The organism is Nocardia sp. NPDC050175, assembly GCF_044459885.1.
Classification (GTDB): domain Bacteria; phylum Actinomycetota; class Actinomycetes; order Mycobacteriales; family Mycobacteriaceae; genus Nocardia.
In genome coordinates this window covers 38,567-63,596 of the sequence record NZ_JBITJI010000018.1, presented here as the reverse complement: position 1 = coordinate 63,596, position 25,030 = coordinate 38,567, and the positions used below count along the sequence as shown (strand labels likewise).

Here is a 25,030-nt window from a genome sequence, read left to right as displayed (position 1 = left end):
GGCAGCCCGAAAACAGGGCAGAGGCGCAGGTCGAGACGCGCTTCTGCCCTGTTTTATTCGAGCTGGCTATCGGCGGACGGTGACCAGAGTGAAGGGGCCGATGTTAGTGGTGGTGAAATGCGGGTCGTTGAACAGGTCCTTGGGGAACGCGACGGTGTAGCGCTGCACGTTGGGATCGTTCGGGTACACGTCCCTGGCGAGGCGAAGCGTGTAGGTATCGCCGCTGTTGCGGAAGAGGAAGGCGTCCGGCGCACGCCATGGGCTGGCCGCCAATGCGTCGAGCAGCGCGCCGGAGGACTTCAGCTTGCTCCAGCTCTCGATGGTCGCGGCGCGAGCGGGGAAGTCGGCGAGCATGTTCGCGTAGTGCGAGGTGAGCGCCTGGAAGCCGTAGTACGGATAGAAGGACAGGAAGCTGGTGTCCGCGGTGAGCAGCACCGTGTCCGAGCGCGGCCGTCCAGTCTGCACGAGCAACGCCTCGTCGATGGCCCGGTAGTGCGCCACGGCCGATGGCGGACGCTTGTCGGCGCGCACTCCGTTGCCGTCGGTGTCGGTGTAAGCGGTGGTGATCTCCGGCGCGAGGATGTGCGGGATGTTCTGGGTGAACGCGAGCGTGCCGACGATCGCGACCGCCACCGCGGCGAGCCGGAAGCCGCCCGGCTCGTTCAACGCCTGATAGACCGCCCTCGCGCCCTCGACGAAACCGAACGCGCCCGCCGCGGCGAGCAGCGCGAGCAGCACCGATTCCAGCCGGAACGACAGCAGTGTGGTCCCCGCCGCGGTCGCCGCCATGGACAGCAGCGACCACAGGTAGACGGCGAGCACGCCGATGCCGAGCGCCTGCGCGCGCCGCGACGAGGCGGCCCGCAGCACCAGCCAGATGAGTCCGACCAGGCACAGCGCGCCGCGCAGCGAGAATTCGGCCATCGGCAACGGCAGTTCGGAACCGGACTCGGGCAAGTAGTGGAACGCCGAGCCCGAGGTCGCGACCTTTCCGCTCAGCGTCTTCAACAGGTACGGCAGCCACACGATCAACGCGACCAGCGCCGCGATCGCCGCGATCACCACCAGCCGCACCAGCGGCGGGACAGCCGCCCGCCACGGCCGGACGGTGTCGTCGTTGCCCCTGGCACGTCGAGGCTGCGCGGCGGCGTACTGTTCGCGCACCGCGAGCCCGGCCGCGATGACGCCCATCAGCCCGACGGCGAAGGCCGCGAAGCCCGCGTACAGGGTGTAGAACGTGGCGGCCATCCCCAGGAACAAGCCGGTGCCGAACACCGCACCCCAACCGCCGAGGGTGTTCCCGCGTCCGGCAGGCCGATGCAGCGCACCCCAGGCGAGCACCAGCGCCGGTGGCAGCAGGATCACGATCACCGCGCTGTAGGCCTCCGGCGAGGCGTACGCGACCGCGAGCGCGGTCACCGCCGCCGTGACCGCAATGGCCCAGTCCGCGCGAATCAGCTTGGACCACAGCACGAGTGAGATGACTGCCGCCACCGCGATCGATCCGATCGCGTACGGCTTGAACACCTCCCACCCGTCCATGCCGAGCACGTTGGCGACTCGGCCGCCGATCCAGAACCACCCGGCCGGATAGAACGGCGGCAGATCCGCATAGGTCATGTCGTGCAGCGCCGCGGAATCGGTGAGCCGGGTCAGGTATTCGGTCCGGAACTCCTGATCCACCGAGACGCCGAGCAGATACAGCTTGGTCGCGCCGAGCGGCATGCCGAGCGTGAACGTGACGAACGTCGAAATGCCAACCCAGGACAGCAGTTTCGCCACCCACGGCCGGGCGAACCACTTACCCGGCCGCAGCCGCGTCAGCGCGATCGCCGCCACCACGAAGACCGCGGCGACCACCTGCCCGACCGTCGTCAACGCGCGAGTCACGTTGGAGGAGTTGAACGCAGGCCACTGCACCATCGAGAACGCGTAGAGCCCGACGGCGGTCACCACGATGGCGACGAGCGCCGCCAGCACAGCCTCACCGACACCCGACCCGATCTGCTTGGCGAGCAGCGATCCTCGTCCGCGCACCGGAGCAGGCGCTTCGCCTTGCTCCTCGAGCACCGCGGTCATCGACCGGCTCCGGCGACGTGCGAGCGGCACGCCGTGCTGCGGCATTCTCGGATTACTCGCATGGCATCTCCGGGTTCACTCGGGTGTGCGTTCGCATCGGCGCCGCGCGGTCTCGGTGCGAGAGCGTGCGGGGGATCGGCGATCATGCTGCCAGGTCCGGGTTCGGATGTGGCAACACGTGCCGGTCGTGGCGAAACGAAAACCGCACCCCGCCGACCTGCGCATCGAATGCGGGGCGGACCGAGGTGCGGCTCGGGGTGAATTAGATGGGGAGCTTGCGGAAGATCGGGCGCGGGATGTGGCGCAGGATCATCATCACGTAGCGGAAGGTGCCCGGCGCCCAGATGAGCTCCTTGCCCTTCTGCGCGGCCGAAACCGCAAGCACCGCAATGTCTTCCTTGTCGACCGTGAGCGGCGCCTCTTTGACGTGCGCGGAGAACCGGGTCCGCACCATGCCGGGCCGGATCACCAGCACCCGAGGGCCGTGCGGGCGCAGCGCCTCGCCGAGTCCGAGGAAGAACCCGTCCAGGCCCGCCTTGGTGGATCCGTAGACGAAGTTCGAGCGGCGGACCCGCTCGCCGGCGACCGAGGACATGGCGATGATCCGCCCGAAGCCCTGCGCCTTCATCTTCTCGCCGACCAGCACGCCGACCGAAACCGATGCGGTGTAGTTGATTCCGGCGACCTGCACGGCCTTGCGCTGGTTCTGCCACAGCTCTTCGGGATCGCCGTCCAGCGCGAACGCGACGATGGCGATATCGATGTCGCCGCCGTCCCAGGCCGCGTCGATCACCTTCGGGTGGCTGTCGGTGTCGAGCGCGTCGAAGTCGATGACGTCGACCTGGCTCGCGCCGGCCGCCTTCATCTGGGCGACCGCGTCTTCGCGGAGCGGATCGTTCGGCAGTGCGGCCAGCACGACGCGCGCGGGACCCTTCTTCAGGTATTCCGTGCAGATCGCGAGGCCGATCTCGGAGGTCCCGCCAAGCAGCAGGATGGCCTGCGGGTTACCTACGGCATTGATCACTGCAGCTCCAGCCTTCTCGCCATGTCGGACATGAAAACGCCTGTGGGATCGACACTTCGGCGGATCTTGATCCACTCGTCGATCCGCGGGTACATCTGGTGGAACGTCTCGGCGGTGGTCCGCGAGTCCTTCGCGGTGTAGAGCCGCCCGCCGAACTCGAGCACCCGCCGGTCCAGCTCGCTGACCAGCTCGTTGAGCCCCGGCTTGATCGGGAAGTCGACGCAGATGTTCCAGCCAGGCATCGGGAAGCTCAGCGGCGCCGGGTTGCTCGCGCCGAACAGCTTGAACACGTTGAGCGCCGAGTAGTGCCCCGAGCCCTGGATGTCGATGATGATCCGCTTGAACTCCTCGACCGCCTCGGTCGGCACCACGAACTGGTACTGCAGGAATCCGTTGGAACCGTAGCCACGGTTCCACTCCGCGATCATGTCCAGCGGGTGATAGAACTGCGTCAGGTTCTGCACCTTGCCGGTGTAGTTGCCGCCCATCGCGTAGTACGCCTCGCCGATGGACCGCAGCGTCAGCTTGTTCATCGTCCAGTTCGGGAAGATGTCCGGCACCGTCATCAGTTGCGGCGCATCGAATTTCAGCGGCTTGGCGCGCAGCCGCTTGGGCAGCTCGTCGACCTTGGCCAGCCTGCCGCGGGTGATGGTGGCCCGGCCGAGCTTCGGCGCGGGGCTGATCACGTCGAACCACGCGCTCGAGTAGGTGTAGTTCGCCTCGCTGCCGTCGCTGTGCGCCGCGATCGTCTCGTCCAGCGTCGTGGTCTTCACGCCGTCGTTGAGGAAGTAGGCCGACTCGGTCGGCGTCATCTCGATGGTCGCGCGCAGGATGATGCCGGTGAGCCCGTTGCCGCCGACGGTCGCCCAGAACAGCTTGGCGTTGCGCTTCGGCGTGAGGTGCTGCACCTGCCCATCTGCGGTCAGCAGATCGATCGAGCGCACGTGGTTGCCGAAGCTGCCCTCGCTGTGATGATTCTTACCGTGGATATCGGAGGCGATAGCGCCGCCGATCGTCACCTGACGGGTGCCGGGCAGCACCGGGACCCACAGCCCGAACGGCAGCGCCGCCTTCATGAGCTGGTCCAGGCTGACGCCGCCGTCCACGTCGACGATCCGCGTATCGCGGTCGATCCGATGGATGTTGTTCAGCGCGGTCATGTCGACGACCAGGCCGCCCGCGTTCTGCGCGTGGTCGCCGTAGGAGCGGCCGAGCCCGCGCGCGATCACGCCGCGGCGCAGATGCGGGGGCTTCGAGTCATTGTCCTCGGCGACCATGGCGACAGCCTTGGCGATCAGTTCCGGATCGCTGGTCGAGAGCACTTCGGACGAGGTTGGTGCGGTGCGACCCCACCCGGTCAACGTGCGGGTCTGCGTCGGCAATGCGAACGCGTTCCCGGCGTCGGCCCCATCGTTTGTGACGGTGGTGCCGTTCTCGTTACCGGTTGTCGTGGTGGCGGTCGGAGCTTTCGTGGACATCGGCATAGAGGCTACAGGTATGACCCGACATCGGCGTCGATGTCTCTTACTCCGGAGTAGTGATCTACATATCGGTTTAGCGACCGCTACGCTCGTCGCGTGCATGCCGAACCCCACCTGCCGCTGCCGGCCGAGCTGCCGCTGGTCGACGAGCCGGGCGGTACCGACGTCGACCTGAAGACGCAGATCGTCCGGTTCACCCTGACCGGCGGGCTGTCGGCGATCGTCGACTTCGGGCTGTACAGCCTGCTGTTCAACCTGCTCGGGCTGCCGCGTGAGGCGGCCAAGTCGCTCAGCTTCATCGTCGGCACCACGACGGCGTATCTGATCAATCGCCGCTGGACCTTCCAGGCGCCGCCGAGCCGGGCCCGGTTCGTCGCGGTGGTGATCCTCTACGCGGTCACCTTCGCCGTCCAGGTCGGTATCAACGCGGTGCTCTACGACGCGCTGCCCGACGCCGTCTGGCGTCAGCTGCTGGCGTTCGTCATCGCGCAGGGCACTGCCACGGTCATCAACTTCGTCGTGCAACGCCTGGTGATCTTCAAGATCCGCTGAAGCGTCAGCGGGTGACCAGTGCCCCGGCCCGGTCGCCGCTCTCGGCCTTGGCGCCGAAGTAGTCGCCGCCTTTGGCACGGACGTTGTCGGTGCCCCAATCGCGCCGCTCGCGGTCGGCGGGCACCAGGTGCGGAATGTGCTTGCGGCAGTGGATGTAGGCCTCTTCGATATCGACGACCACCCAGCGTTCGGCGGTGCGGCCCTTGAGGTTCTCCGGTAGTCCGGGGGTGGCGTTGCGCAGCGTGGCGTCGGGGATGATCCTGGCCGAGCCGTTGATGTGCAGGCCGATCAGATCGCGGACGAAATCGATGAGCAGGATGCCGACGTGCGGGTTCTCCAGGATGTTGCCCAGGCTGGCCAGCACGCCGTTGCCCCGGTATTCCGGGTACGCAATCGTGCGTTCGTCGATGACGTGCAGAAAGCCGGGTTCGCCCGCGCGGAAGCTGGAATCGCATTCGCCGTGCTTGTCCGAGGTGGCGATGAAGGCCATCTCCATCCGGCCGATGAATTCGATCATCGTGGGATTCAGCTCTTCGAGCACCTGGTCGTTGTAGAAGCGGGCGGCTCTGTCCTGGGTGCCGTACCGATCCTGTAGCTCGTGCTCGCCGTCGCTGCCGCACTGTGTACCGGGCATCTTCGCCACCCTCTGGTCGCCGGAGTCCGGATCCTTCGAGGGTCGTCGTTGAGCCCGCGACTAAACCGAAATCCTGTCCATTTTAGTCAGTTCGGCCTCGCAAAAACTGGGAAATCAACGTTGAGAATGCACTGAATGCGTAGTTAGCGCAAGGGATTCCGTGGTTCGGCAACAAGCCGACCGGCCGGGATGGTTGTCCCGGTCCGGATCGGCGCGAAGAGCTGTCATGCGGGGTTCAGCGTCACCGGGACGCCGTTGAAGATCGCGTTGCCCGACGGCACATCGACCACCGAATCATCGGTCAGCGCATTGGCGTTGACACCGGCGTGCGCTCTGGCGACCGTCTGCGTACTGTCGGCGTGCCCCCATCCGTGCGGCAGGCTCACCACCCCCGGCATGATCGCCTCGGTCGGCTCCAGCGGCACCGTCAGCGTGCCCGCGGCCGACTTCACCACCGCGTGCTCGCCGAGCCCGAGCCGGGCCACGTCGGCCGGATTGATGTGCAGCGTGCAGCGATTCGACCCGCTCACCAGCTGGCCGATGTTGTGCATCCAGCTGTTGTTGGACCGCAGCTGGCGCCGTCCGATCAACACCACATCCGGCGCGATATCGGCCAGCCGCGCCCGCATCCTGGCCACGTCGTCGAGCAGCGGCGGCGGGGCCAGCTCCACCTGCTTCGACGCGGTCCGCAGCACGCCGGGCAGCCTCGGCCGCAACGGGCCCAGGTCGATGCCGTGCGGATTGTCGAGCAGCACTTGCAGATTCAGCGTGCCGCCGTTCCACTCGCCGAACGGGCCGAGTCGAAGCATCAGGTCGAGTCGTTGCTCGGTGGTGTCCGCACCGACCAATTCGTCGCGCCGGTCGGCCATTCCGGCCTTCTGCAGGGTGCCCGCCATGATCAATTCGTCCACGCCGGTGATCGGGTCCACCCCGTCCACCCCCTCGTGCGGCATGCCGGAGACCGCCGCGGCGAGGCGGGCGAGTACCGCCGATTCCGAGGGCCGATCATCCAGCGGCACCAGGGGGCGGGAGTAGCGCGCGTAGTTGTGCACCGCGAACTGCAGCAGCGCGAAGTCGTAGTGTGGCGACTGCACCGGCCGTGGCGGCGGCAGGATCACGTCGGCGTGCCTGGTGGTTTCGTTCAGGTAGCGGTCGACGCTGACCATGAAGTCGAGTTGGGCGAAGGCGGCGTCCAAGCGGGGGCCGCTCGGCGCGGACAGCACCGGGTTGCCTGCGACCGTGACCAGCGCGCGGATCTGCCCGTCGCCGGGGGTGAGGATCTCGTCGGCCAGGGTCGCGACCGGCAGTTCGCCCATCGCCTCGGGCATTTCGCGGACCCGGCTGGTCCAGCGGCCGAGCCGGAACGGCCTGCTGCGGGTTATGCCGCCCGCCGCCGCGGTGGCGAACATCGCGCCGCCGGGTGCGTCCAGGTTGCCGGTGAGGGTGTTGATGGCGTCCACCAGCCACTGGGTGATGGTGCCGAATTCCGCTGTGCAGGTACCGATCCTGGCGTACACCGCCGCCGTCGGCGCTGCGGCGAGTTCGCGCGCGAGCCGAATCACCGTCTCCGCGGGCACTCCGGTGCGTACCGCCACCGAGTCCGGGCTGAATGCCGCTGCGGCCGTGCGCAGTTCATCGAGTCCGGCGACCTCGACCCGGACGTCGGTGAGGTTCTCCGCGAACAGCGTGTGCACGATTCCGAACAGCAGATACGCGTCGCTGCCCGGCCGGATGAACAGATGCTCGTCGGCCAGCTTCGCGGTACGGGTGACCCGCGGGTCGACCACCACGAACCGGCCGCCCCTGTGCTGCAAGGCCTTCAACCGACCGGGGAAGTCCGGTGCGGTGCACAGCGATCCGTTCGATTCGAGCGGATTCGCGCCGAGCATCAGCAGATAGTCGGTGCGGTCGAGGTCCGGCACCGGCACGGTCAGCGGATCGCCGAACATCAGCCCGCTGGCCACCTGCTTGGGCATCTGGTCGGCGGTGCTGGCCGAGAAGATGTTCTTGGTGCTCAGCGCGCGCAGCAGCACCGGTACATACAGCGCGCCCGCCACGGTGTGTGCGTTCGGGTTGCCCAAATATGCTGCCGCCGATTGTTTTCCATATTCGGCTATAACCGCAGGAAAACGCTCGGCGATCAGATCGAATGCCTCATTCCATGAGCTGGCCCGCCAGGTATCGGTCGCCCGATCCCGAATCATCGGCTCGGTCACCCGATCCGGATCTTCGTCCAATCGGCCAAAGCTCGCCCCCTTCGGACAGATGAAGCCCTTACTGAAGGGATCCAATTTGTCACCACGGACCGAGGTCACGTGATCGTCCGGGTCGAGGGTGATTTCGAGTCCACACACGGCCTCGCAAAGCGGGCAGGTGCGCAACAGATTGCGAGATGCTTGTCCGCCTCTCCGCGTATTCGGGCCAGACTTTTCTGCCGCGACTGTGACGTCGGCGACCGGCGGTGATGTGTCCTGCGGGGCTTGGCCCGTACCCGATGAGTTACCCATGTGCTCGCGAAATCAGTCCTCGCCTTGGGAGTGCCTTATTTCACAGCGTAATCGAGACGGGCGCCGACTCTGCGGTATCGATCGGATCTACAACGACAAACGACCGATACCGCGGCGCGCTGGCCGGATATCGGTCGGGGGGCCGGGCGATCAGCCCGGCCGTCGTGCTCTAGTTCAGCAAGCGACGCTGGTCAGGGCCGAGCCCTTGCGGGCGGTCGCAGCGCGGACGGCGGCGCTGATCGCGACGACCGGCGGTACCCAGCGGGCCTCGCCGGGTGCGACGCTCCAGCAGGCCGAACCGGCCGAGAGCTGGGTGGGCGGCAGCGGGACGCCCGCGCCGTCGGTGTAGACGACGGCACCCGCGGCGGTCAGCGCCTCGAGCGCCATGGCGGCCTTGCGGACGCCGGTGACCAAGTGGATCTCGCGACGCTCGGCGCCGGGCAGCTCGATGACCGGGCCGGACAGGTTGTTCGCCCGCAGGAAGCGGCGAACCTCGCCGGCCAGCTCGCCGCTGACCTCGATGGCGGAAAGGTCGTCATCGGTGATCAGGCAGAGACCGTTGGCCGTTTCTGCGACCGTCCATCCGCGCTGGGTGTAGTCCTGCGCAGCGGCGGTCATTGCGGCCGCCGAGACGGAAGTCGGAAACGTGGTGCGCACTGTTCTCTCCATTCCCCGGTAGATCTGGGTCCTGCATCTTCATGGGGCGTATCGGTGCCTGTGGTGCGCAGCGTTACGCGATCTTCAAAACTTCTTCAGGACTGTTGGCTACGTCTCTTTCAGCCCTACTTGAAAGCTAATTGCTATGACGTTGCTCGAACTCGTCAAGAGTTGTTGTCCCGCCGCTACTTTCGGCCGCTGACCTGTTCTTTCGCTGTGCCGTTCCTGCGAGGCCGCTGTGGATGGTGGGACTCGTGTGGTCTGTACGAGGCTACGGCTGGCCCGGATGTGGGATTACGGGGAGGATTTCGATCATGAGTGATGAGTCCAACGGCACCGGCAGGGGAAGTGAGCTGCCGGACCCGGAGGAGTACGAAGCCGAATCGCGGTGGATCACTTGGAAGGAGTCGGCGGCGCGCCGGTTCTCCCGCGGCACCCCGGTCGCGGACGAGCAGCCGCCGGAGCCGTTCGAGAGCCCGCGCGCCTTCCGGCAGTGGAGTGTCGAGGCGGCGCGCGGTCTGCTCGATGTGCAGTTCCGCCGCACGGCGACGCGCACGTTGCTGCCGCTGGTCTACATGCTCGGGTTGGTGTTCGCCTTCGCGGTGCCGATCGCGCTCACGGTGTCCATGTGGCGGGTCTCTGCGGTGCTCGGGGTGCTCGCGGCGCTGATCGGGGTTCCGCTCGGGCTGACCATCGCGGCCGCGGTGCGGCTCATCCTGGAATTCCTGGCGAACGCCTCGCGCCTGGCGACCAGGATGGAGCACATCAGCGAGCTGGCCGACGATCTGTTCCAGGCGCTGTCCGATGTCGCCGAGCCGGTCAACCAGCTCTCCGAAGACGTTCGCGCGGTGCAGTTCTGGCGCTTCCGCAAGGGCGGCTCGCGCAGGTAGTTGGCGGCAAACCGCGCTGGCCAAACATGTTTGGCGTCGTGAGGCCACCGGCCTAGCTGAGCCACCGATCGTGACCTGTGTCCGATTTGCTGTGAAACAATGCTGTTTGGATGCTCAGATACCGAAACGGGCATCAGCTAGGGATGGTCGCGAGGGCGAACCCGGATGGGTTCGGGAGTGCGACCGGCGCACGGCAACGAGGGGGGAACACCTATGGCTTTACCGCAGGGGACGACTGGATCGACCATGCCAAGGCGCCAGCTCGGGCGCCATCTGCGCGACCTGCGCAACCGGGCGCGGATGACCACCAGGACCGCCGCCCAGCAGCTGGAATGGTCGGAGGCCAAGATCTGGCGGATCGAGACCGGCCAGACCTCACTGCGCAGCCTCGACGTCGAGGCGATGTGCAAGGTCTACGGCGCGCCGTCCGACCTCATCGGGCCGCTCACCGCCTTGGCACGGGAGACCAAGGCGCGGGGGTGGTGGACCGCGTACGGCGACGTGATCGCCGAGGGGTTCGAGGTCTACATCGGCTTGGAGGAGGCGGCCGCCCGGCTGTCGACCTATGAGAACGAGTTGGTCCCCGGTCTGTTGCAGACCGAGGCTTACACGCGGGCCATGCTGCGCACCGCGCGCCCCGAGATGTCGGCGAGCGAGATCGATCGCCGGGTGCAGCTGCGCCGGGCTCGGCAGGCGTTGGTCACCCGCGCCGATTCGCCGCTGCACCTCGACGCGGTGATCAGCGAGGCGGTGCTGTGGCGGCGCATCGGCGGCGCCGAGGTGGCGGCCGGGCAGCTGGAACACCTGCGGCGCATGTGCGACTTACCCAACGTCCGAATCCGGGTGGTGCCACCGGATTCCGGCTACCACGAGGGCATGGAATCGGGCCGATTCGTCATGCTCGAGTTCCCCGAGCTGCGGGTCGGCGAGCAGCCCGAGCCGCCGGTGGTCTACGTCGAGGCGTTCACCGGGCCGGTCTACCTGGACAAGGACATCGAAATCGACCGGTACCGAAAGGCTTTCACGAGCCTGGGCGCGGCCGCGGTGGACGCGCGCGCCGGCATCGAGGAAGCGCGCGACAGCAGCCGCGTGTAGTGCTGAACCGGGCGCCGTTGCGCCTCAGCACTTTTGGCCGGGCGAGCCCCAGGTATCGGTCAGCACGGCGCGATGCGTGGGCAGCGCCCGTTCGTAGACCTCGCGGCCCTTTTCGGTGAGGCAGACGAACACCGCGCGGCGGTCGTCGGTGCACATGGTGCGCGACACCAGACCGTCGCGCTCCAGCCGCGCCACCGCACGCGAGAGCGCGCTCTGACTCAGGTAGATGTCGTTGGCCAGATCGCTCATTCGATAGTCGCCACAGTTGGCGTCGATCAGCCGGTCCAGGGTCTCGAACTCGCTGAGCCCGATCTGATGCTGTCCCTGTAGCGCTTTTTCCAGTGCGCAACTCACCGTCGCGTGCCGGTCGAGCAGCTCGCGCCACTCGCCAATCAGCCCGGTCTGCGCGACGGTGCGGCGGGCTGTCTCGATTGTCGACGGGTTCGACATGGCCCCATCCTAGTGGTCAGGGCCAGTCCATGCAACTGCATTAAATGTGTTGGCATTTAATGCGTGCGCATGTAACGTACCCGGCATGACTTCACCAGCAACCCTGGCGGCCGCTTCCGCGACCGATCCGACCAGATGGACAACCCGCCTTTGGGGCATGCTGATCACGCTGTGCATCGTGCTGTTCCTCGACGGCCTCGACGTTTCGATGATCGGTGTGGCGCTGCCGTCCATCGGCAACGAACTCGATCTCTCGACCTCGACACTGCAGTGGCTGGTGAGCGGCTACATCCTCGGTTACGGCGGCCTGCTGCTGCTCGGTGGCCGCACCGCCGACCTGTTCGGCCGCCGCAAGGTCTTCCTCATCGCACTGGCGATCTTCGCGGTCGCCTCGCTCGCCGGCGGTCTGGTGAGCTCGGGCCCGCTGCTGATCCTCACCCGTTTCGTCAAGGGCCTGGCCGCCGCGTTCACCGCGCCGACCGGTCTGTCGATCATCACCACCAACTTCGCCGAGGGCCCGGCCCGCAACAAGGCGCTGTCCATCTACACCGTGTTCGGCGCCGGTGGCTACTCGTCCGGCCTGCTGTTCGGCGGCCTGATGACCGGGGTCGGCTGGCGCTGGACCTTCCTGCTGCCCGTCCCGATCGCGCTGGCCGCGCTGGCCGCCGCGTGGGTGCTCGTGCCCAAGGACAAGCCCGCCGAGGGCGGCGGCCACGACCTGTTCGGCGCGCTGCTGTCCACCTCCGCCATGCTGCTGCTGGTCTACACCGTCGTCACCGCGCCGGAGGCCGGTTGGGTGTCGGCCCGCACGCTCGGTTCGTTCGCCGCGGTGCTCGTCCTGTTCGCCGGATTTATCGCGGTGGAGAAGCGAGTCAAGCACCCGCTGGTCCGGCTCGGCATCCTGCGCAAGGTGTCGCTGGTCCGGGCGAGCCTGGCGATCGTCGCGGTGGCCGGTTCGTACTTCAGCTGGCAGTTCATCGTGACCCTGTACATGCAGGACGCCCTCGGCTGGTCGCCGCTGAAGCTGTCGATGGCGCTGCTGCCGGTCGGTCTGATGGTCGCGTTGTCGGCGGTGTTCTCGGACAAGCTGGTCGACCGGTTCGGCACCGGCCCGATCATCGGCGTCACCATGGCCGTGATGGCCGTCGGCTACCTGCTGTTCCTGCGGCTGGACACCGCGCCGTCGTACTGGACCATGCTGCTGCCCGCGATCCTGCTGATCGGCATCGGCTGGGTCGGCTTCCCCGCCATCAACATTCAGGCGACCAACGGGATCGACGACGACGAGCAGGGTCTCGCGGCCGGCGTGCTGCAGACCTCCATGCAGGTCGGTGCGGCCATCGTGCTCGCGGTGACCACCGCGATCATCGCGTCGGGTACGCACGGTGACACCTCGCCCACCGCGATGCTCGACACCTACCGTCCGGCTCTGATGTTCGCCGCGGCCGTCTCGATTGTCGGTGCGCTGGTTGCCCTTTCGGCCTTCTTCGGGAAGAAGCGCGACAAGCGGGCCGAGGCGGCTCCGGAACCGGAGCTCGAACTCGTCGGCTGAACCTCGCGGCCGACTCGAAAAAAGCCGACCGGCGCCACTGTGGGGTGGTGCCGGTCGGCTTTCGCGTTGCTCAGGAAAAAGGCGGCGCCGCAGTGTCTTTGGCCGAGCGGATAAAGGTCAGCGGGCTGCCGTCCCGGCCGACGGTCGGCCACTCGATACCCAGCCGTGAATCGAAAGCGTCGATGTCTCTGTCGAATTCGGGCGTGTACTCCAGCGAGCACAGGTAGGTGACGGTGGAGTTGTCCTCCAGCGAGAGGATCGCATGTCCGAGGCCCTCGGACAGGAACATCGAGCGCCGGTCGACATCGTCGAGCAGCACGCTGTCCCAGCGCCCGTAGGTCGGCGAGCCGGGCCGCAGGTCGACGACCACGTCGAGGAACGCGCCGCGCACACAGGTCACGTACTTCGCCTGCCCCGGCGGATCCTCGGTGTAGTGGATGCCGCGCAAAACGCCCGCCGCCGAGACCGACAGGTTCACCTGCCGCAGATCGAACGGCCGGCCCGTCACCTTCTCGAACTCCGAGGCCTTGAAGCCCTCGAGAAACATGCCGCGGCCGTCACCGAGCTGGCGCGGGGTGATCACCCAGGCGCCGGGCACCGCGAGTTCCGTGAATTCCATGTTCACCAATCCCGGCCGCGTTCGAGGATATCGAGCAGGTAGCTCCCGTAGCCGGAACGGGCCAGCGGTTCGGCGAGCTTGCACAGCTGCTCGTCGTCGATGAAGCCCATCCGCCAGGCCACCTCCTCGGGCACGCCGATCTTGAGGCCCTGCCGTTCTTCGATGGTGCGTACGTAGTTGGCGGCGTCGAGCAGCGAGTCGAAGGTGCCGGTGTCGAGCCACGCGGTGCCGCGGGCGAGCACGTCGACGCGCAGTCGATCCTGTTGCAGGTAGGCCCGATTGATGTCGGTGATCTCGTATTCGCCCCGCGCGGACGGCCGCAGCGTGCGGGCGATCTCGATGACGTCGTTGTCGTAGAAATACAACCCGGGGATGGCGTAGTTCGACCGCGGTGTCTTCGGCTTCTCCTCGATGGACACCGCGCGGCCCTCGGTGAACTCGACCACGCCGTACGCGGTCGGATCCGACACCCAGTAGGCGAACACCGCACCGCCATCGATCCCGGCGAAGCGGTTCAGGCTGGTACCGAGCCCGGGACCGTGAAAGATGTTGTCGCCGAGCACCAGCGCCGCCTTGTCGGTCCCGATGTGATCGGCGCCGAGCACGAAGGCCCGGGCCAGGCCGTCCGGCTCGGGCTGCACCACGTAGCTGATCGAGAGGCCGAACTGCGCGCCGTCGCCGAGCAGCCTGCCGAACGCGTCCGCGTCCTCGGGCGTGGTGATCACCAGGATGTCGCGAATGCCCGCGAGCATCAGGGTGGACAGCGGGTAGTAGACCATGGGCTTGTCGTAGACCGGGACCAGCTGCTTGCTGACCCCGCGCGTGATCGGATGTAACCGGGAGCCGGTGCCACCAGCCAAGATGATTCCCCGCATGACCAGGAGTCTGCCAGCTCGGCCCGCGTTGAGCGTCGGCGAGGTTCCGGGTGCTCGTCGAATTGATTACGGAATGGGCTTTCCCGGTTTCATGAGCCGCCGATTCGGTGATTCTGTTGCTTAGGTCACACAACGCATGGTGTTCTGAAACATCATTGTGTGAGATGTCAGCGCCGACAGCTCGCCTGGGACCGCTCGGTCGTGGCTCGGCGCACCAGTTGGTGAGGTAGGTGCGCGATGGCAGCGACCAGCGTCGGCGAGCCCGGCAATGTGATGAATCCGGAAAATCTGAGTGCCCCCGCGCGCCTGGTGCTGGCGGCCTGCCTCGGCGTCGTCCGGCCCGCCCTGCGCGCCGCGCCGATCACCCGCGCGACCATCCCGATCGGCGCGCTGGCCATCGACACCCTGGCGCGGCTGCGGCCGGAGCCGTCGGGGATCGATCGGGAGCAGGTGTCGCTCAACGGTTTCCGGATGGAGATCCTGCGCCCGGCGGGCGCGGCCCGGGCACTGCGCCACGGTGCCCTGCTGTACATGCATGGCGGCGGATTCGCGGTCTGTGGGCTCCGTACCCATCGGCCGGTCGCGGCGAGCCTGGCGCGGCGTACGGGTCTTCCGGTGGTCAACGTCGACTATCGCCAGCTGCCGAGCAAGCGCATCACCAATTCGGTCGACGACTGCCTCACCGCGTATCGCTGGTTGCTCCGGCACGGCGCGGACCCGAGCCGGATCGTGTTCGCCGGTGATTCGGCGGGCGGCTACCTGACTTTCGCCACCGCGTTACGGGCGATCGAGGTCGGCCTGCCCGCGCCCGCCGGGCTGGTCGGGCTGAGCCCGCTGCTCGATCTGGACTACGCGGCCAAGCGAACGCACGTCAATGTCCGGCGCGACCCGTACATTCCGCTGCTCGCGCTGGAGGCGGTGGTCCGCATCGGCGCGGAGATCGACGGCAAGCTCGACCCGCTGCTCTCGCCGGTCAACGGGATCCTGGCCGGGCTGCCGCCGGTGTTGCTGATCGCGGCGGAGGACGAGGTGCTCCGCTACGACTGCGAGCTGATGGCACAGCGGCTCACCGCGGCGGGGGTGCCGAACGCGGTGGAGCTCTGGCGCGGTCAGGTGCACGCGTTCATGAGCATCGCGCCGAACCTGCCGGAGAGCAGGGCGGCGCTGGCTCGGGTGTCGCGCTTCGTCCGTGCTCGGATCGAGGAGGGCCAACAGGCGCGGACCGCGTAAGCCGTCCGGCCTGTCCAGGCGAGCCCCGTTCCGCTTGTGGCCGGGACGGGGCTCGCGCCTGCCGGGAACAGGCGAAACCCCGCCCGGCGCAAGGCCGAGCGGGGTTTCGACGGTGTATTCGGTTGTGCGCGTTGCTTACTTGGCGGGCGCGGGCGCCGGGATGGACGGCTGCGCCAGGGTGGCGAAGTACTGGATCGCCGCACCGATCGCGACCGGGGCGGTCACGAAGATCTGGCCTGCCACGGTGCCGAGGGCGCCGACGGCGATGATGCCGCCGAGGCAGCCGATGGCGGCGGCCGGGATGAAGGGGCCGAACAGGCCGATGATGGTGGCCGAGGCAGCGGTGGCGCCGAGGATGCCGCCGAGGACACAACCGACGGCCGCGCCGCCGAGGCCACCGACCAGGGTGCCGATGGTGGCACCCATGGAGATGGTGCTGGTCATCCGGCTCCAGGCCGCCTGCTCACGGTCGTAGTCGCTCTTCCACGGCGCCTTGTCCTCGAAGGGCAGGGCGACGGGCTTGTAGGTCGCCTTGTCCATTTCGAACTGCGGGGTCAGCGTCGCGGTGTGATCGGCGATGTCCGCGGCGATCGGGAACTCGAACTCGTCGACCCGGAACTTCAGCGGGGTGCCCGCGACCGTGCTGCCGTTGGCGGCCTTGATCTTGAAGACACCGTCCTCGACGACCATGGAGCCGGCATCGGTCTTGATGATGGACGTCGAGTCGACGGCCTGGGCGGTGAAGTTGATGGCGTCGCCGGCCTCGGGGGCCGGAGCCGCGTTAACGGTGCCGGCGGTGACACCGAGCGCGGCGATAACTAGGGCCGAGGTGGCGGCAAACTTCTTGATGATCATGCGTTTTGGTCCTCATCCAGGTGCTTTTGGCAGGGGGGTGGGGGCCGGAAACTGAGGTCGCAAACTTTCAGTAACACGGCCGGGCTTGGGGAAACCCGCTCGACGGACAGTCGAGCGGGTTCCTGGCTCGTTTTCTTCAGTTGTGCGAATTCAGTTGTGTTAGAGGGATTTTCGACTTACTTCGGCGCGTTGAACGGGCCGGAGGTGGTCGCGAAGTACTGGATGGCAGCACCGATCGCGACCGGGGCGGTGATCAGGATCTGGCCCGCGACGGTGCCGAGCGCGCCGACGGCGATGATGCCGCCGAGGCAGCCGACAGCCGCGGCCGGGATGAACGGGCCGAACATGCCGATGATGGTGGCAGCGGCAGCGGTGGCACCGAGGATGCCGCCGAGCACGCAACCGACGGCCGCGCCGCCGAGGCCACCGACGAGGGTGCCGATGGTGGCGCCCATCGCGATGGTGTCCTTCATGCGGTTGAAGGCGGCCTGCTCACGGTCGAACTCGCTCTTCCAGGGAGCCTTGTCTTCGAAGGGCAGGGCGACGGGCTTGTAGACCGCCTTGTCCATCTCGAACTGCGGGGTCAGCGTCGCGGTGTGATCCGCGATGTCGGCCGCGATCGGGAACTCGAACTCGTCCACGCGGAACTTCAGTTCGGTGCCCGTAAGGGTGGTGCCGTTGGCAGCCTTGATCTTGAAGGCGCCGTCTTCGACGACCATGGAGCCTGCGTCGGTCGAGACGATGGTCTGGGTGGGGGTGGAGCTCGCCGTGAAGTTGACGGCTCCGTTATCGGCCTCGGGGGCCGGAGCCGCGTTGACGGTGCCTGCGGTGACGCCAAGAGCGGCGATCAGCAGCGCCGAAGTCGCGGCGAATTTCCTCATCAGCATTTTTTTGAAAACCTCGATGTGAAGCGTTCGGAGGGGACTAGACGATCGAAATCTAGACCAGCTAACGCGTGGTGAACCGGTTGTGACCTTTTATTCAAATTTTGTTCACCAAAGAGACTCATGGCATGGTGGGGTTGCGGAAATATGCACGCCTGCCGGTGTTTTGGCCCGCAAAGCAGACTGGGCGTCCTATATCTACCGAAGAGTATGAGACCAAGGTCACAGAGTGCAACTCTGGCGGATCGGCCGAGATCGCCTGGCGTTGCGTCGATCCCGCTCTCGCGCACCCGTCGACGTAGAGTCATGGCGTGCGATTGCTTGTCACCGGCGGAGCCGGATTCATCGGAGCCAACTTCGTCAAGCAGACCGTTGCCGACCGTCCCGACACCACCGTAACGGTTCTGGACGCGTTGACCTACGCCGGAAATCGCGCCTCGCTCGACCCGGTGGCCGACCGCATCGATTTCGTGCACGGTGATATCGCCGATCTTGATCTGGTCGACGAGCTCGTCAGCGGCGTCGACGCGGTGGTGCATTTCGCCGCCGAATCGCACAACGACAACTCCCTCGCCGAGCCGTGGCCGTTCGTGCAGACCAATATCGTCGGCACCTATTCGCTGCTGCAGGCCGTGCGCCGCTACGACGTGCGCTACCACCACGTCTCCACCGACGAGGTCTACGGCGACCTGCTGCCGGACGAGCCGGCGTTCACCGAACGCACCCCGTACAACCCGTCCAGCCCGTACTCGGCCACCAAGGCCTCGAGCGACCTGCTGGTGCGCGCCTGGACCCGCTCGTTCGGCGTCCGCGCCACGTTGTCCAACTGCAGCAACAACTATGGGCCGTATCAGCACGTGGAGAAGTTCATCCCGCGCCAGATCACCAACCTGATCGACGGCGTCCGGCCGCGGCTCTACGGCGCGGGTCATCAGATACGCGACTGGATCCACGTCGACGACCACAACCGCGCGGTGTGGGATGTGCTGGAGCGCGGGCGGATCGGGCAGACCTACCTGATCGGCGCCCAGGGCGAGCAGGACAACAAGTCCGTGGTGCGGATGATCCTCGAGGCCTTCGATCGCGACCCGGACGACTTCGACCACGTCACCGACCGCCCTGGCCACGACCAGCGCTACGCGATCGACGCCACCCTGCTGCGCACCGAACTCGGCTGGACCCCGCGCTACGCCGACTTCCGGGCCGGCCTGGCCGCGACCGTCCAGTGGTACCGCGACAACGAATCCTGGTGGCGCCCCTACAAAGCCATCACCGAGCGCGCCTACGTCGCCGCGGGCGAGCAGACCCTCGACTAGCCCCAGACGATGTCGTAGTACTTCCAGACCGCGCCGATCAGCGCGATCACCGTCGCGACAATAACGGTCACGGCCGGACCGAGCGTTGGGGTCCGTCCGGCGATGTTGGTGAGCCGCAACGGCATCCAGCGCAGCAGCACGGCGAAGGCGACGATCGCCAGCGGCACGAAGTAGCGGCCCTGCACGCCGTCGATGATGTAGTAGCCGACCGGCGTGAACGACATGTACAGCGTCACATAGATCATCGCCACACTCGCCGCCACGGTGAGCGCGACGAGCAGCGTGCGCCGGAAGGTGGCTGCGGTCATCCGATCCGCCACACCGATGCTCACCGCGAACGCGAACAGGCAGGCCAGCATCGTCAGGGCGGGCACGTCGATGTAGGAGAAGCCGAGCTCACCGAAGAACTGGCTGAACCACCGCTCGTCGCGCAGCGCGATGCTCTCGCCGAACACGTTGATGAAATGGCCGGGGTCGGTGAGGATCCCGCGCAACTGCTCGCCGGGCTTCACCGAATGCCATTGGTGCTCAGGCCGCATCAGGCCCATGCCGTCGCCGGTCGGTGCCGCGATCTTCATCCAGACGGCGAAGACGAGGCCACCCAATGCCGCGAAACCCCACGGGATTCCACGCTTCCAACCGGTGAAGCCGAGCCGATCCGCGGGCACCAGCACGACGAGCATCGCGAGCAGCACGTAGGTCGGCTTGCTCACCGGCAGCAGGATCGTCGCGGCAAGCAGCGCACCGGTTTCCAGCCTGCCGAGCCGGTCGCCGAGGAACAGCGCCTTCACCAGCAGCGCCGACACCATGATGGCGAGCGCGTTGGTCATCGTGTCCGCGGTGACGGTGCCCGCCTGGAACACCGCGATCGGCAGCACCGCGACGGTGAACGCCAGCCACTGCACCCGATGCTTGCGCAGCGCGTACAGGCCGAAGCCGACCACGACGAGGTAGGCGACCAGCCCGGCCAACCTGGTCAGCGCGATCGTCCCGCCGACATCGAGGCCGAACAGCTCCGCCGCTCGAATGCCAACGGCGGCAGGGATATACGGCACCGGCGAGTAGGCGGCGGTGTTGGTGAACCAGACGGGCTCTTTGGCGTCGGACACGGCCGCGCCGCCGAGCCGGTCGTAGGCGCCCGGATCTTCGACCATCGAGCCGGGCTCTTCGGGGTTGTTCTGGTAGTCGTGCAGCGCGTAGCCCATCAGGGCGGTGATGCTCTTCGGCACGTCGCCGCCGTAGGCGACGCCACGATCGTCGTGAATCTTCTGCGGCAGCAGTCCACCGTGTGCGACCTGATAGGCGCGGCCGAACTGGGTGATCTCGTCATGGCCCCAGAAGGCGGGCGTGAGGAACGTGAACAGGCCGCCGAAGATGGCGACCAGCACCGTGAACGCGATCGTCGCGCCGCCGAAGCGGGTCACCACGCGACCGCCGAACGAGCTGTCAGAAGTCTTGACCGACAAGGGCTTCGCCGCACCGTTGCCGTTGGCCGACGCGGGGGCCGTCTCGTCCAACGTGCCTGTCGGTGTCGATTCGCTGTCTTCCGCTGTGGCTCGGTCCGCCGCGGCGGTCACTGCCGGTCTCCGCCGGTGCGGGCGTCACCGCCGTTGCCGTTCGGATGAAAGTCGTCCGCGCTCACCGCGGAGTAGCGCAGATACACCAGCCGCGCGGCCTCGTGCCGCGAACGCCGGATGCCGTCCAGGATCAGGCCCGCGGTCCACGCGAGGCTGCCGAGCAGCAGCAACGTGAACGCGAGGAACAGCGTCGGGAACCGGGGCACCGTGCCGGTGTTGTAGAACTCGACGACGATCGGGATGCTCAGGACGATCGACACCAGCCAGCTCAGCGTGCCGAACAGGCCGTAGAACATGACCGGCCGCTCGTGCCTGGCCAGGCCGATGATCAGCGCCAGGATCTTCAGGCCGTCGTGATAGGTGCGCAGCTTGCTCTCGCTGCCCGCCGGGCGGTCCCGGAAATCGACCGGCACCGCGGTCCGCGGCACCCGCAGGTGCAGCGAGTGCACCGTCAGCTCGGTCTCGATCTCGAACTCGCGCGACACCGCGGGGAAGCTCTTCACGAAGCGGCGGGAGAACACCCGGAAGCCGCTCAGCATGTCTTCGACGTTCTCGCCGAACACCTTGCCGACCACGCCGTTGAGCACCTTGTTACCGGTCTCGTGCCCGGCGCGGTACGCCGAGCCGCTCTCGTCCTGCCTGCGCACGCCGAGCACGTGGTCGTACGGGCCGTCCAGCAGCGTCTTGATCATCAGCGGCGCGGCCGACGCCTCGTAGGTGTCGTCGCCGTCGATCATCAGATAGACATCGGCCTCGATGTCGGCGAAGGCGCGGCGGACCACATTGCCCTTGCCCTTGGTGTACTCGTGGCGGACGATCGCACCGGCGGCGCGGGCGCGCTCGGCGGTCTGGTCGGTGCTCAGGTTGTCGTAGACGTAAACGACGATCCCCGGCACGGCGGCCTGCAGGTCGGCGACGACCTTGGCGACGGACGCTTCTTCGTTGTGGCACGGCACCACGGCGGCAATACGAAGCTCGGTGGAGTCCACCCGGGTCAATCCTCGCGATCGGTGGTGAATGTGGGAACACCGGGAGGGTACAGGGAACTCACAGTCGACGCGTGGCCGACCTCACCGCGTCGGGGGCGGAATTTTCGGTCGGGGCACGACGCACGCGGGCTGCGGTACCGTCGGGCCGTGCCAACCAGTGAGTCGACCGCGCAGGCGGGCGAGACCGTGCCGCCCGCCGAGGCCTCGATCGTGCGCAAGGTGCGCACCGCGCTGCGGCAGGGCAGCGCCTTCCTGGTGGTCGGGGCGATCGGTTTCCTGGTCGACGCGGGCACCTACAACCTCCTGGTGTTCTGGGGTGGCGAGGGGGTGCTCTATCACTACCCATTGCCCGCCAAGATCATCGCGATCCTGGTGGCGACGGTGGTCACCTACTTCGGGAACAAGTGGTGGACCTTCGCGCACAAGAAGACCGACAACCCCGGGCGCGAATACCTTCTGTACGCGGTCTTCAACGTCGTCGCGATCGGCCTGCAACTGGGTTGCCTCGGCTTCTCCCGGTACGTGCTCGACCTGTCCTCACCGCTGTCGGACAACATCTCCGGCACCCTCATCGGCCAGATCGTGGCGGTGATCTTCCGCTACTGGGCCTACGACAAGTTCGTCTTCACCGGCGCGCGCGAACCGGTCGACGCGGCCGAGGCCGATACTTCAGCGAACGTTCAGCAACAGTAAAAGACACGTCGGCACCACCACTGAGCAGGCAGCTAGCTACGCTGGTTGATATCCTCACCCCCGCCGCGAACGGCATCCAGGGGCAGTCTGTCCCGTCCGGCACGATAACGATTTCGAGGACTTCATGGATCAGTCGGCTACCCAGGCCGTGACCGAAACGAACGATCGAGCGCCGGCCGTTGCCGCCCCGGCCTCCCTGCGCTCCGAGCACCTGGCCCCGGATCGGCTGGTGTTGCAGCGCGGCATCTTCACCGGTCCGTCGGCGAAGGTGAGCGACGAGCTCTACGCCGTCGTCAAGGGTCGCGCGCACCGGGAACGCCAGGTGCTGCGGCTGGAAAAGGGAACCGCCGCACACACCAACACCTACTTCGGCCGCTTCGCCGCGAGTTACTGGCAGCGCTGGACCACCGTCACCGAGGTGCGGGTGACCATGGTGCTCGACGTGACGAAGAAGGCCAGGGTCCGCCTGGTCGCCTCCGATATCGCGGGGCATCGCCGGATCATCGACACCGCGCAGGTCACCGAGAGCGGCCCGCTGACGCTCAACGCGCCGCTGGATCAGTACGTCGACGGCGGCGCGATCTGGCTCGAATTCGACGCGATCGGTGGCGACCTCGGCATCACCGAGGTCAGCTGGACCACCGCCGCGCCGGACCACATTCGGCCCGTCGCGATCGCCATCTGCACCTTCAACCGGGCCGAGGACTGCGCGCACACGGTCGCGGCGCTGGCCTCCGATCAGGTCGTGCTCGACGCGATCGACGCGGTGTACGTGGTGGACCAGGGCACCGATCTGGTGCAGAACCGGCCGCGCTACCAAGAGGTGGTGCCGGTCTTCGGCGACAAGCTGCGCTATATCCGCCAGCCCAATCTCGGTGGGGCGGGCGGTTTTACCCGCGGGCTCTACGAGGTGTCCGCGGCCAACGAGCACGCCGACGTCATCCTGATGGACGACGACATCCTGTGCGAGCCGGAAACGGTGTTGCGGCTCAACGCCTTCGCCAACATGACGGTGGAGCCGACCCTGGTCGGCGCGCAGATGCTGTTCCTGCTCAACCCCGACTACCTCAATGTCGGCGCCGAAGAGGTGCACCTGCAGCAGCTGCGGCACGGGCAGAAGGTGCCGAAGGCGTTGCGCAACACCAGCATGCTCAAGAAGAACCAGGAGCGCCGGGTCGACGCGGGCTACAACGCGTGGTGGACCTGCCTGATCCCGGCCGAGGTGGTCGCCAAGATCGGGCTGCCGGTGCCGATCTTCTTCCAGTGGGACGACGTCGAATACGGCATCCGGGCCCGCGAGAACGGCTTCGTCACGGTCACCCTGCCGAACGCGGCGGTCTGGCACGCGGACTTCTACTGGAAGGACTACGACGACTGGGCGCGCTACTTCAGCACGCGCAACTCGTTGATCGTCGGCTCGCTGCACACCGATCTGGACGCGAAGGCGATCACCCGCAAGCTGTTCCGTGAGCTGTCCGAGCAGCTGGTCGCCATGCAGTACGGCCTGGTGCACACCACGCTGCAAGGCATCGAGGACTTCCTGAAGGGTCCGAAGGTGTTGCGGGACGGCGGCATCGACGCGCTGGCCGCCGCCCGCGGCACCAGGTCCGACTACCCCGAGACGATCAAACATCCGGCGTCAACGCCGCCGGTGCGGTCCGGCGACATCCAATTGCGCCGCGCCACCGGCGAACCGAGCCGCCCGGTGCTGGTGCTGATCAAGCGGGCCATCAACCAGTGGTTCGGCCGCACCCAGCACGGCGTCATCGGCGTCACCCGCGAAGACGCGTACTGGTGGCATGTTTCGCTGTTCGACCACGTGGTGGTCACCGACGCCTCGCAGTCCGGCGTCCGAGTCCGGCAGCGGGACAAGGCGCGGGCCCGTCAGCTGCTCCGCCGCACCATCCAGGTGCTGCGCCGGCTGCGCGACGAACTGCCCGCCCTGCAGCAGGAGTACCGCGCCGCGGTGCCGGAGCTGACCAGCCGGGCCAACTGGGAACGCCTCTACGGCATCGAGAATGCCAAGCGCGACAACTGATCTCGCACATAACCGAGGGGACGGGCAAGATTTTGCCCGTCCCCTCAGCTGTCGCTGCTACCTGCCGAGTGGCGAGTCGTCCAGGAAGAGGTCGGTGGTGAGTTTGCCGTCGCCGGGCACCACGCGGTACTTCTCCAGATCCGTGATGCCATGCGCGGCAAGGACATCGTCATCGATGAAGAAGTTGCCCGAGGTCGACTTGGCCGGCGAGGTCAGCACCAGGTAGGCGGCGTCGGCGTAGATGTCGGGGGTGCGCGAGGTGGCGATCATCTCCTCGCCGCCGAGCAGGTTCTTCACTGCGGCGGTGGCGATGGTGGTGCGTGGCCACAGCGAGTTCACGCCGATGCCGTCGCCCTTCAGCTCCTCCGCCAAACCCAATGTGGTGAGCGACATTCCGTACTTGGCGATGGTGTAGCCGAGCGCCATGCCTGCCCACCTCGGATTGAGGTTGAGCGGCGGGGACAGGGTGAGGATGTGCGGGTTGCGGTCGGCCGCGGCCGATTCGCGCAGGTGCGGGATGCTCGTCTTGGCCAGTAGGAAGCTGCCACGGGTGTTGATGTCCTGCATCAGGTCGTACTTCTTCATCGTCAGCGCGTCGGTGGGCGACAGATCGATGGCCGAGGCGTTGTTCACCACGATATCGATGCCGCCGAACCGCTCGACCGTCTGCCGTACGGCCTCCTCCACCGATTCATCGATCCGCACATCGCCGACGAACGGCAGTACCTGCGCACCGGCCGCCTCGAGCTCGGCCGCCGCGGTATGGATGGTGCCGGGCAGCTTGGGATGCGGCAGATCGGTCTTGGCGATCAGGGTGATGTTCGCGCCGTCGGCCGCTGCCCGCTTGGCGATCTCCAGACCGATACCCCGGCTACCACCGGACATGATCAGCGTCCGGCCCGCGAGCGGCTTGGATCCCGATTCCGTCATTGACCTGCTCCTGTCGTCGGCGCCGCAGGTAAGGCCCCGCAGCCTTCCACCGTTTGCACAATAAGCGTAAACCCTCGTCATATGCAACGGGTTGCATAGGGGC

Annotated in this window: 22 protein-coding genes; 8 read left to right on the top strand and 14 right to left on the bottom strand. The window is 67.0% G+C overall.

The window, feature by feature from the left end; translation table 11 throughout:
* Positions 1-66 precede the first annotated feature (66 nt).
* From ACIBK2_RS41020 to ACIBK2_RS41010, 3 genes are all read right to left on the bottom strand, one after another.
* Positions 67-2,079, bottom strand: coding sequence for a galactan 5-O-arabinofuranosyltransferase (locus ACIBK2_RS41020; RefSeq protein ID WP_396975811.1), 2,013 nt, complete (start codon positions 2,077-2,079; stop codon positions 67-69).
* Positions 2,080-2,341: 262 nt separating this feature from the next.
* Positions 2,342-3,103, bottom strand: a complete 762-nt coding sequence (locus ACIBK2_RS41015) for a decaprenylphospho-beta-D-erythro-pentofuranosid-2-ulose 2-reductase (RefSeq protein WP_396975809.1) — start codon at positions 3,101-3,103, stop codon at positions 2,342-2,344.
* Positions 3,100-4,587 carry an FAD-binding protein gene (locus ACIBK2_RS41010; RefSeq protein WP_396975807.1) on the bottom strand — a complete coding sequence of 496 codons (1,488 nt, stop codon included), beginning with the start codon at positions 4,585-4,587 and terminating at the stop codon, positions 3,100-3,102. The genes ACIBK2_RS41015 and ACIBK2_RS41010 overlap by 4 nt, the downstream gene beginning before the upstream one ends.
* A gap of 93 nt (positions 4,588-4,680) precedes the next feature.
* Here ACIBK2_RS41010 and ACIBK2_RS41005 point away from each other — a divergent pair, with 93 nt between their 5' ends.
* On the top strand, positions 4,681-5,136 hold the full coding sequence (locus tag ACIBK2_RS41005; RefSeq protein ID WP_396975805.1) for a GtrA family protein: 456 nt from the start codon (positions 4,681-4,683) through the stop codon (positions 5,134-5,136).
* A gap of 4 nt (positions 5,137-5,140) precedes the next feature.
* Here ACIBK2_RS41005 and ACIBK2_RS41000 read toward each other — a convergent pair whose 3' ends face one another.
* The 3 genes from ACIBK2_RS41000 to ACIBK2_RS40990 all read right to left on the bottom strand — a co-directional run bounded on the left by ACIBK2_RS41000 (position 5,141) and on the right by ACIBK2_RS40990 (position 8,934).
* Positions 5,141-5,770, bottom strand: a complete 630-nt coding sequence (locus ACIBK2_RS41000; protein ID WP_396975803.1) for a pyridoxamine 5'-phosphate oxidase family protein — start codon at positions 5,768-5,770, stop codon at positions 5,141-5,143.
* Positions 5,771-5,994: 224 nt separating this feature from the next.
* Entirely contained in the window at positions 5,995-8,154 is a 2,160-nt protein-coding gene (locus ACIBK2_RS40995) for a molybdopterin-dependent oxidoreductase (protein WP_396975988.1), read from the bottom strand.
* Between the two features lie 297 nt (positions 8,155-8,451).
* Positions 8,452-8,934, bottom strand: coding sequence for a hypothetical protein (locus tag ACIBK2_RS40990; protein ID WP_396975801.1), 483 nt, complete (start codon positions 8,932-8,934; stop codon positions 8,452-8,454).
* 314 nt (positions 8,935-9,248) lie between these two features.
* Between ACIBK2_RS40990 and ACIBK2_RS40985 the strand changes: the two genes are divergently transcribed.
* On the top strand, positions 9,249-9,824 hold the full coding sequence (locus tag ACIBK2_RS40985) for a DUF4282 domain-containing protein (RefSeq protein ID WP_396975799.1): 576 nt from the start codon (positions 9,249-9,251) through the stop codon (positions 9,822-9,824).
* Positions 9,825-10,070: 246 nt separating this feature from the next.
* Positions 10,071-10,919 carry a helix-turn-helix domain-containing protein gene (locus ACIBK2_RS40980; RefSeq protein WP_396975796.1) on the top strand — a complete coding sequence of 283 codons (849 nt, stop codon included), beginning with the start codon at positions 10,071-10,073 and terminating at the stop codon, positions 10,917-10,919.
* Positions 10,920-10,943: 24 nt separating this feature from the next.
* On the opposite strand, the gene ACIBK2_RS40975 is transcribed toward ACIBK2_RS40980, so the two are convergent.
* Positions 10,944-11,369: a MarR family winged helix-turn-helix transcriptional regulator gene (locus ACIBK2_RS40975; protein WP_396975793.1), complete on the bottom strand. Its 426-nt coding sequence runs from the start codon at positions 11,367-11,369 to the stop codon at positions 10,944-10,946.
* 85 nt (positions 11,370-11,454) lie between these two features.
* Between ACIBK2_RS40975 and ACIBK2_RS40970 the strand changes: the two genes are divergently transcribed.
* Entirely contained in the window at positions 11,455-12,921 is a 1,467-nt protein-coding gene (locus tag ACIBK2_RS40970) for an MFS transporter (protein WP_396975791.1), read from the top strand.
* 70 nt (positions 12,922-12,991) lie between these two features.
* Here ACIBK2_RS40970 and ACIBK2_RS40965 read toward each other — a convergent pair whose 3' ends face one another.
* Together ACIBK2_RS40965 and rfbA are read right to left on the bottom strand one after the other, a co-directional pair.
* Entirely contained in the window at positions 12,992-13,540 is a 549-nt protein-coding gene (locus ACIBK2_RS40965; RefSeq protein ID WP_396975789.1) for a dTDP-4-dehydrorhamnose 3,5-epimerase family protein, read from the bottom strand.
* Between the two features lie 2 nt (positions 13,541-13,542).
* Positions 13,543-14,415 (bottom strand): glucose-1-phosphate thymidylyltransferase RfbA, encoded by an 873-nt coding sequence (rfbA, locus tag ACIBK2_RS40960; protein ID WP_396975787.1) that lies wholly within the window; start codon positions 14,413-14,415, stop codon positions 13,543-13,545.
* A gap of 237 nt (positions 14,416-14,652) precedes the next feature.
* Here rfbA and ACIBK2_RS40955 point away from each other — a divergent pair, with 237 nt between their 5' ends.
* A complete protein-coding gene (locus tag ACIBK2_RS40955; protein WP_357379978.1) occupies positions 14,653-15,645 on the top strand; it encodes an alpha/beta hydrolase in 993 nt (330 codons plus the stop codon).
* Positions 15,646-15,780: 135 nt separating this feature from the next.
* On the opposite strand, the gene ACIBK2_RS40950 is transcribed toward ACIBK2_RS40955, so the two are convergent.
* Both ACIBK2_RS40950 and ACIBK2_RS40945 read right to left on the bottom strand, forming a co-directional pair.
* Positions 15,781-16,500 carry a hypothetical protein gene (locus ACIBK2_RS40950; RefSeq protein ID WP_396975785.1) on the bottom strand — a complete coding sequence of 240 codons (720 nt, stop codon included), beginning with the start codon at positions 16,498-16,500 and terminating at the stop codon, positions 15,781-15,783.
* A gap of 176 nt (positions 16,501-16,676) precedes the next feature.
* Positions 16,677-17,387, bottom strand: coding sequence for a hypothetical protein (locus tag ACIBK2_RS40945; protein ID WP_396975783.1), 711 nt, complete (start codon positions 17,385-17,387; stop codon positions 16,677-16,679).
* 308 nt (positions 17,388-17,695) lie between these two features.
* On the opposite strand from ACIBK2_RS40945, the gene rfbB reads away from it, so the two are divergent.
* On the top strand, positions 17,696-18,700 hold the full coding sequence (gene rfbB / locus ACIBK2_RS40940; RefSeq protein ID WP_396975780.1) for a dTDP-glucose 4,6-dehydratase: 1,005 nt from the start codon (positions 17,696-17,698) through the stop codon (positions 18,698-18,700).
* Here rfbB and ACIBK2_RS40935 read toward each other — a convergent pair.
* Positions 18,697-20,277 (bottom strand): DUF2142 domain-containing protein, encoded by a 1,581-nt coding sequence (locus ACIBK2_RS40935; protein WP_396975778.1) that lies wholly within the window; start codon positions 20,275-20,277, stop codon positions 18,697-18,699. The two genes, rfbB and ACIBK2_RS40935, sit on opposite strands and share 4 nt — an antisense overlap.
* On the bottom strand, positions 20,274-21,266 hold the full coding sequence (locus tag ACIBK2_RS40930; protein ID WP_396975776.1) for a glycosyltransferase: 993 nt from the start codon (positions 21,264-21,266) through the stop codon (positions 20,274-20,276). Before ACIBK2_RS40930 ends, ACIBK2_RS40935 begins: the two co-directional genes overlap by 4 nt.
* A gap of 147 nt (positions 21,267-21,413) precedes the next feature.
* Between ACIBK2_RS40930 and ACIBK2_RS40925 the strand changes: the two genes are divergently transcribed.
* A complete protein-coding gene (locus tag ACIBK2_RS40925; RefSeq protein ID WP_396975774.1) occupies positions 21,414-21,959 on the top strand; it encodes a GtrA family protein in 546 nt (181 codons plus the stop codon).
* 124 nt (positions 21,960-22,083) lie between these two features.
* Positions 22,084-23,997 carry a glycosyltransferase gene (locus ACIBK2_RS40920; protein ID WP_396975772.1) on the top strand — a complete coding sequence of 638 codons (1,914 nt, stop codon included), beginning with the start codon at positions 22,084-22,086 and terminating at the stop codon, positions 23,995-23,997.
* Positions 23,998-24,054: 57 nt separating this feature from the next.
* On the opposite strand, the gene ACIBK2_RS40915 is transcribed toward ACIBK2_RS40920, so the two are convergent.
* Complete coding sequence (locus ACIBK2_RS40915; protein WP_396975770.1) at positions 24,055-24,927, bottom strand: SDR family oxidoreductase; 873 nt, start codon at positions 24,925-24,927, stop codon at positions 24,055-24,057.
* Between the last annotated feature and the right edge of the window lie 103 nt (positions 24,928-25,030).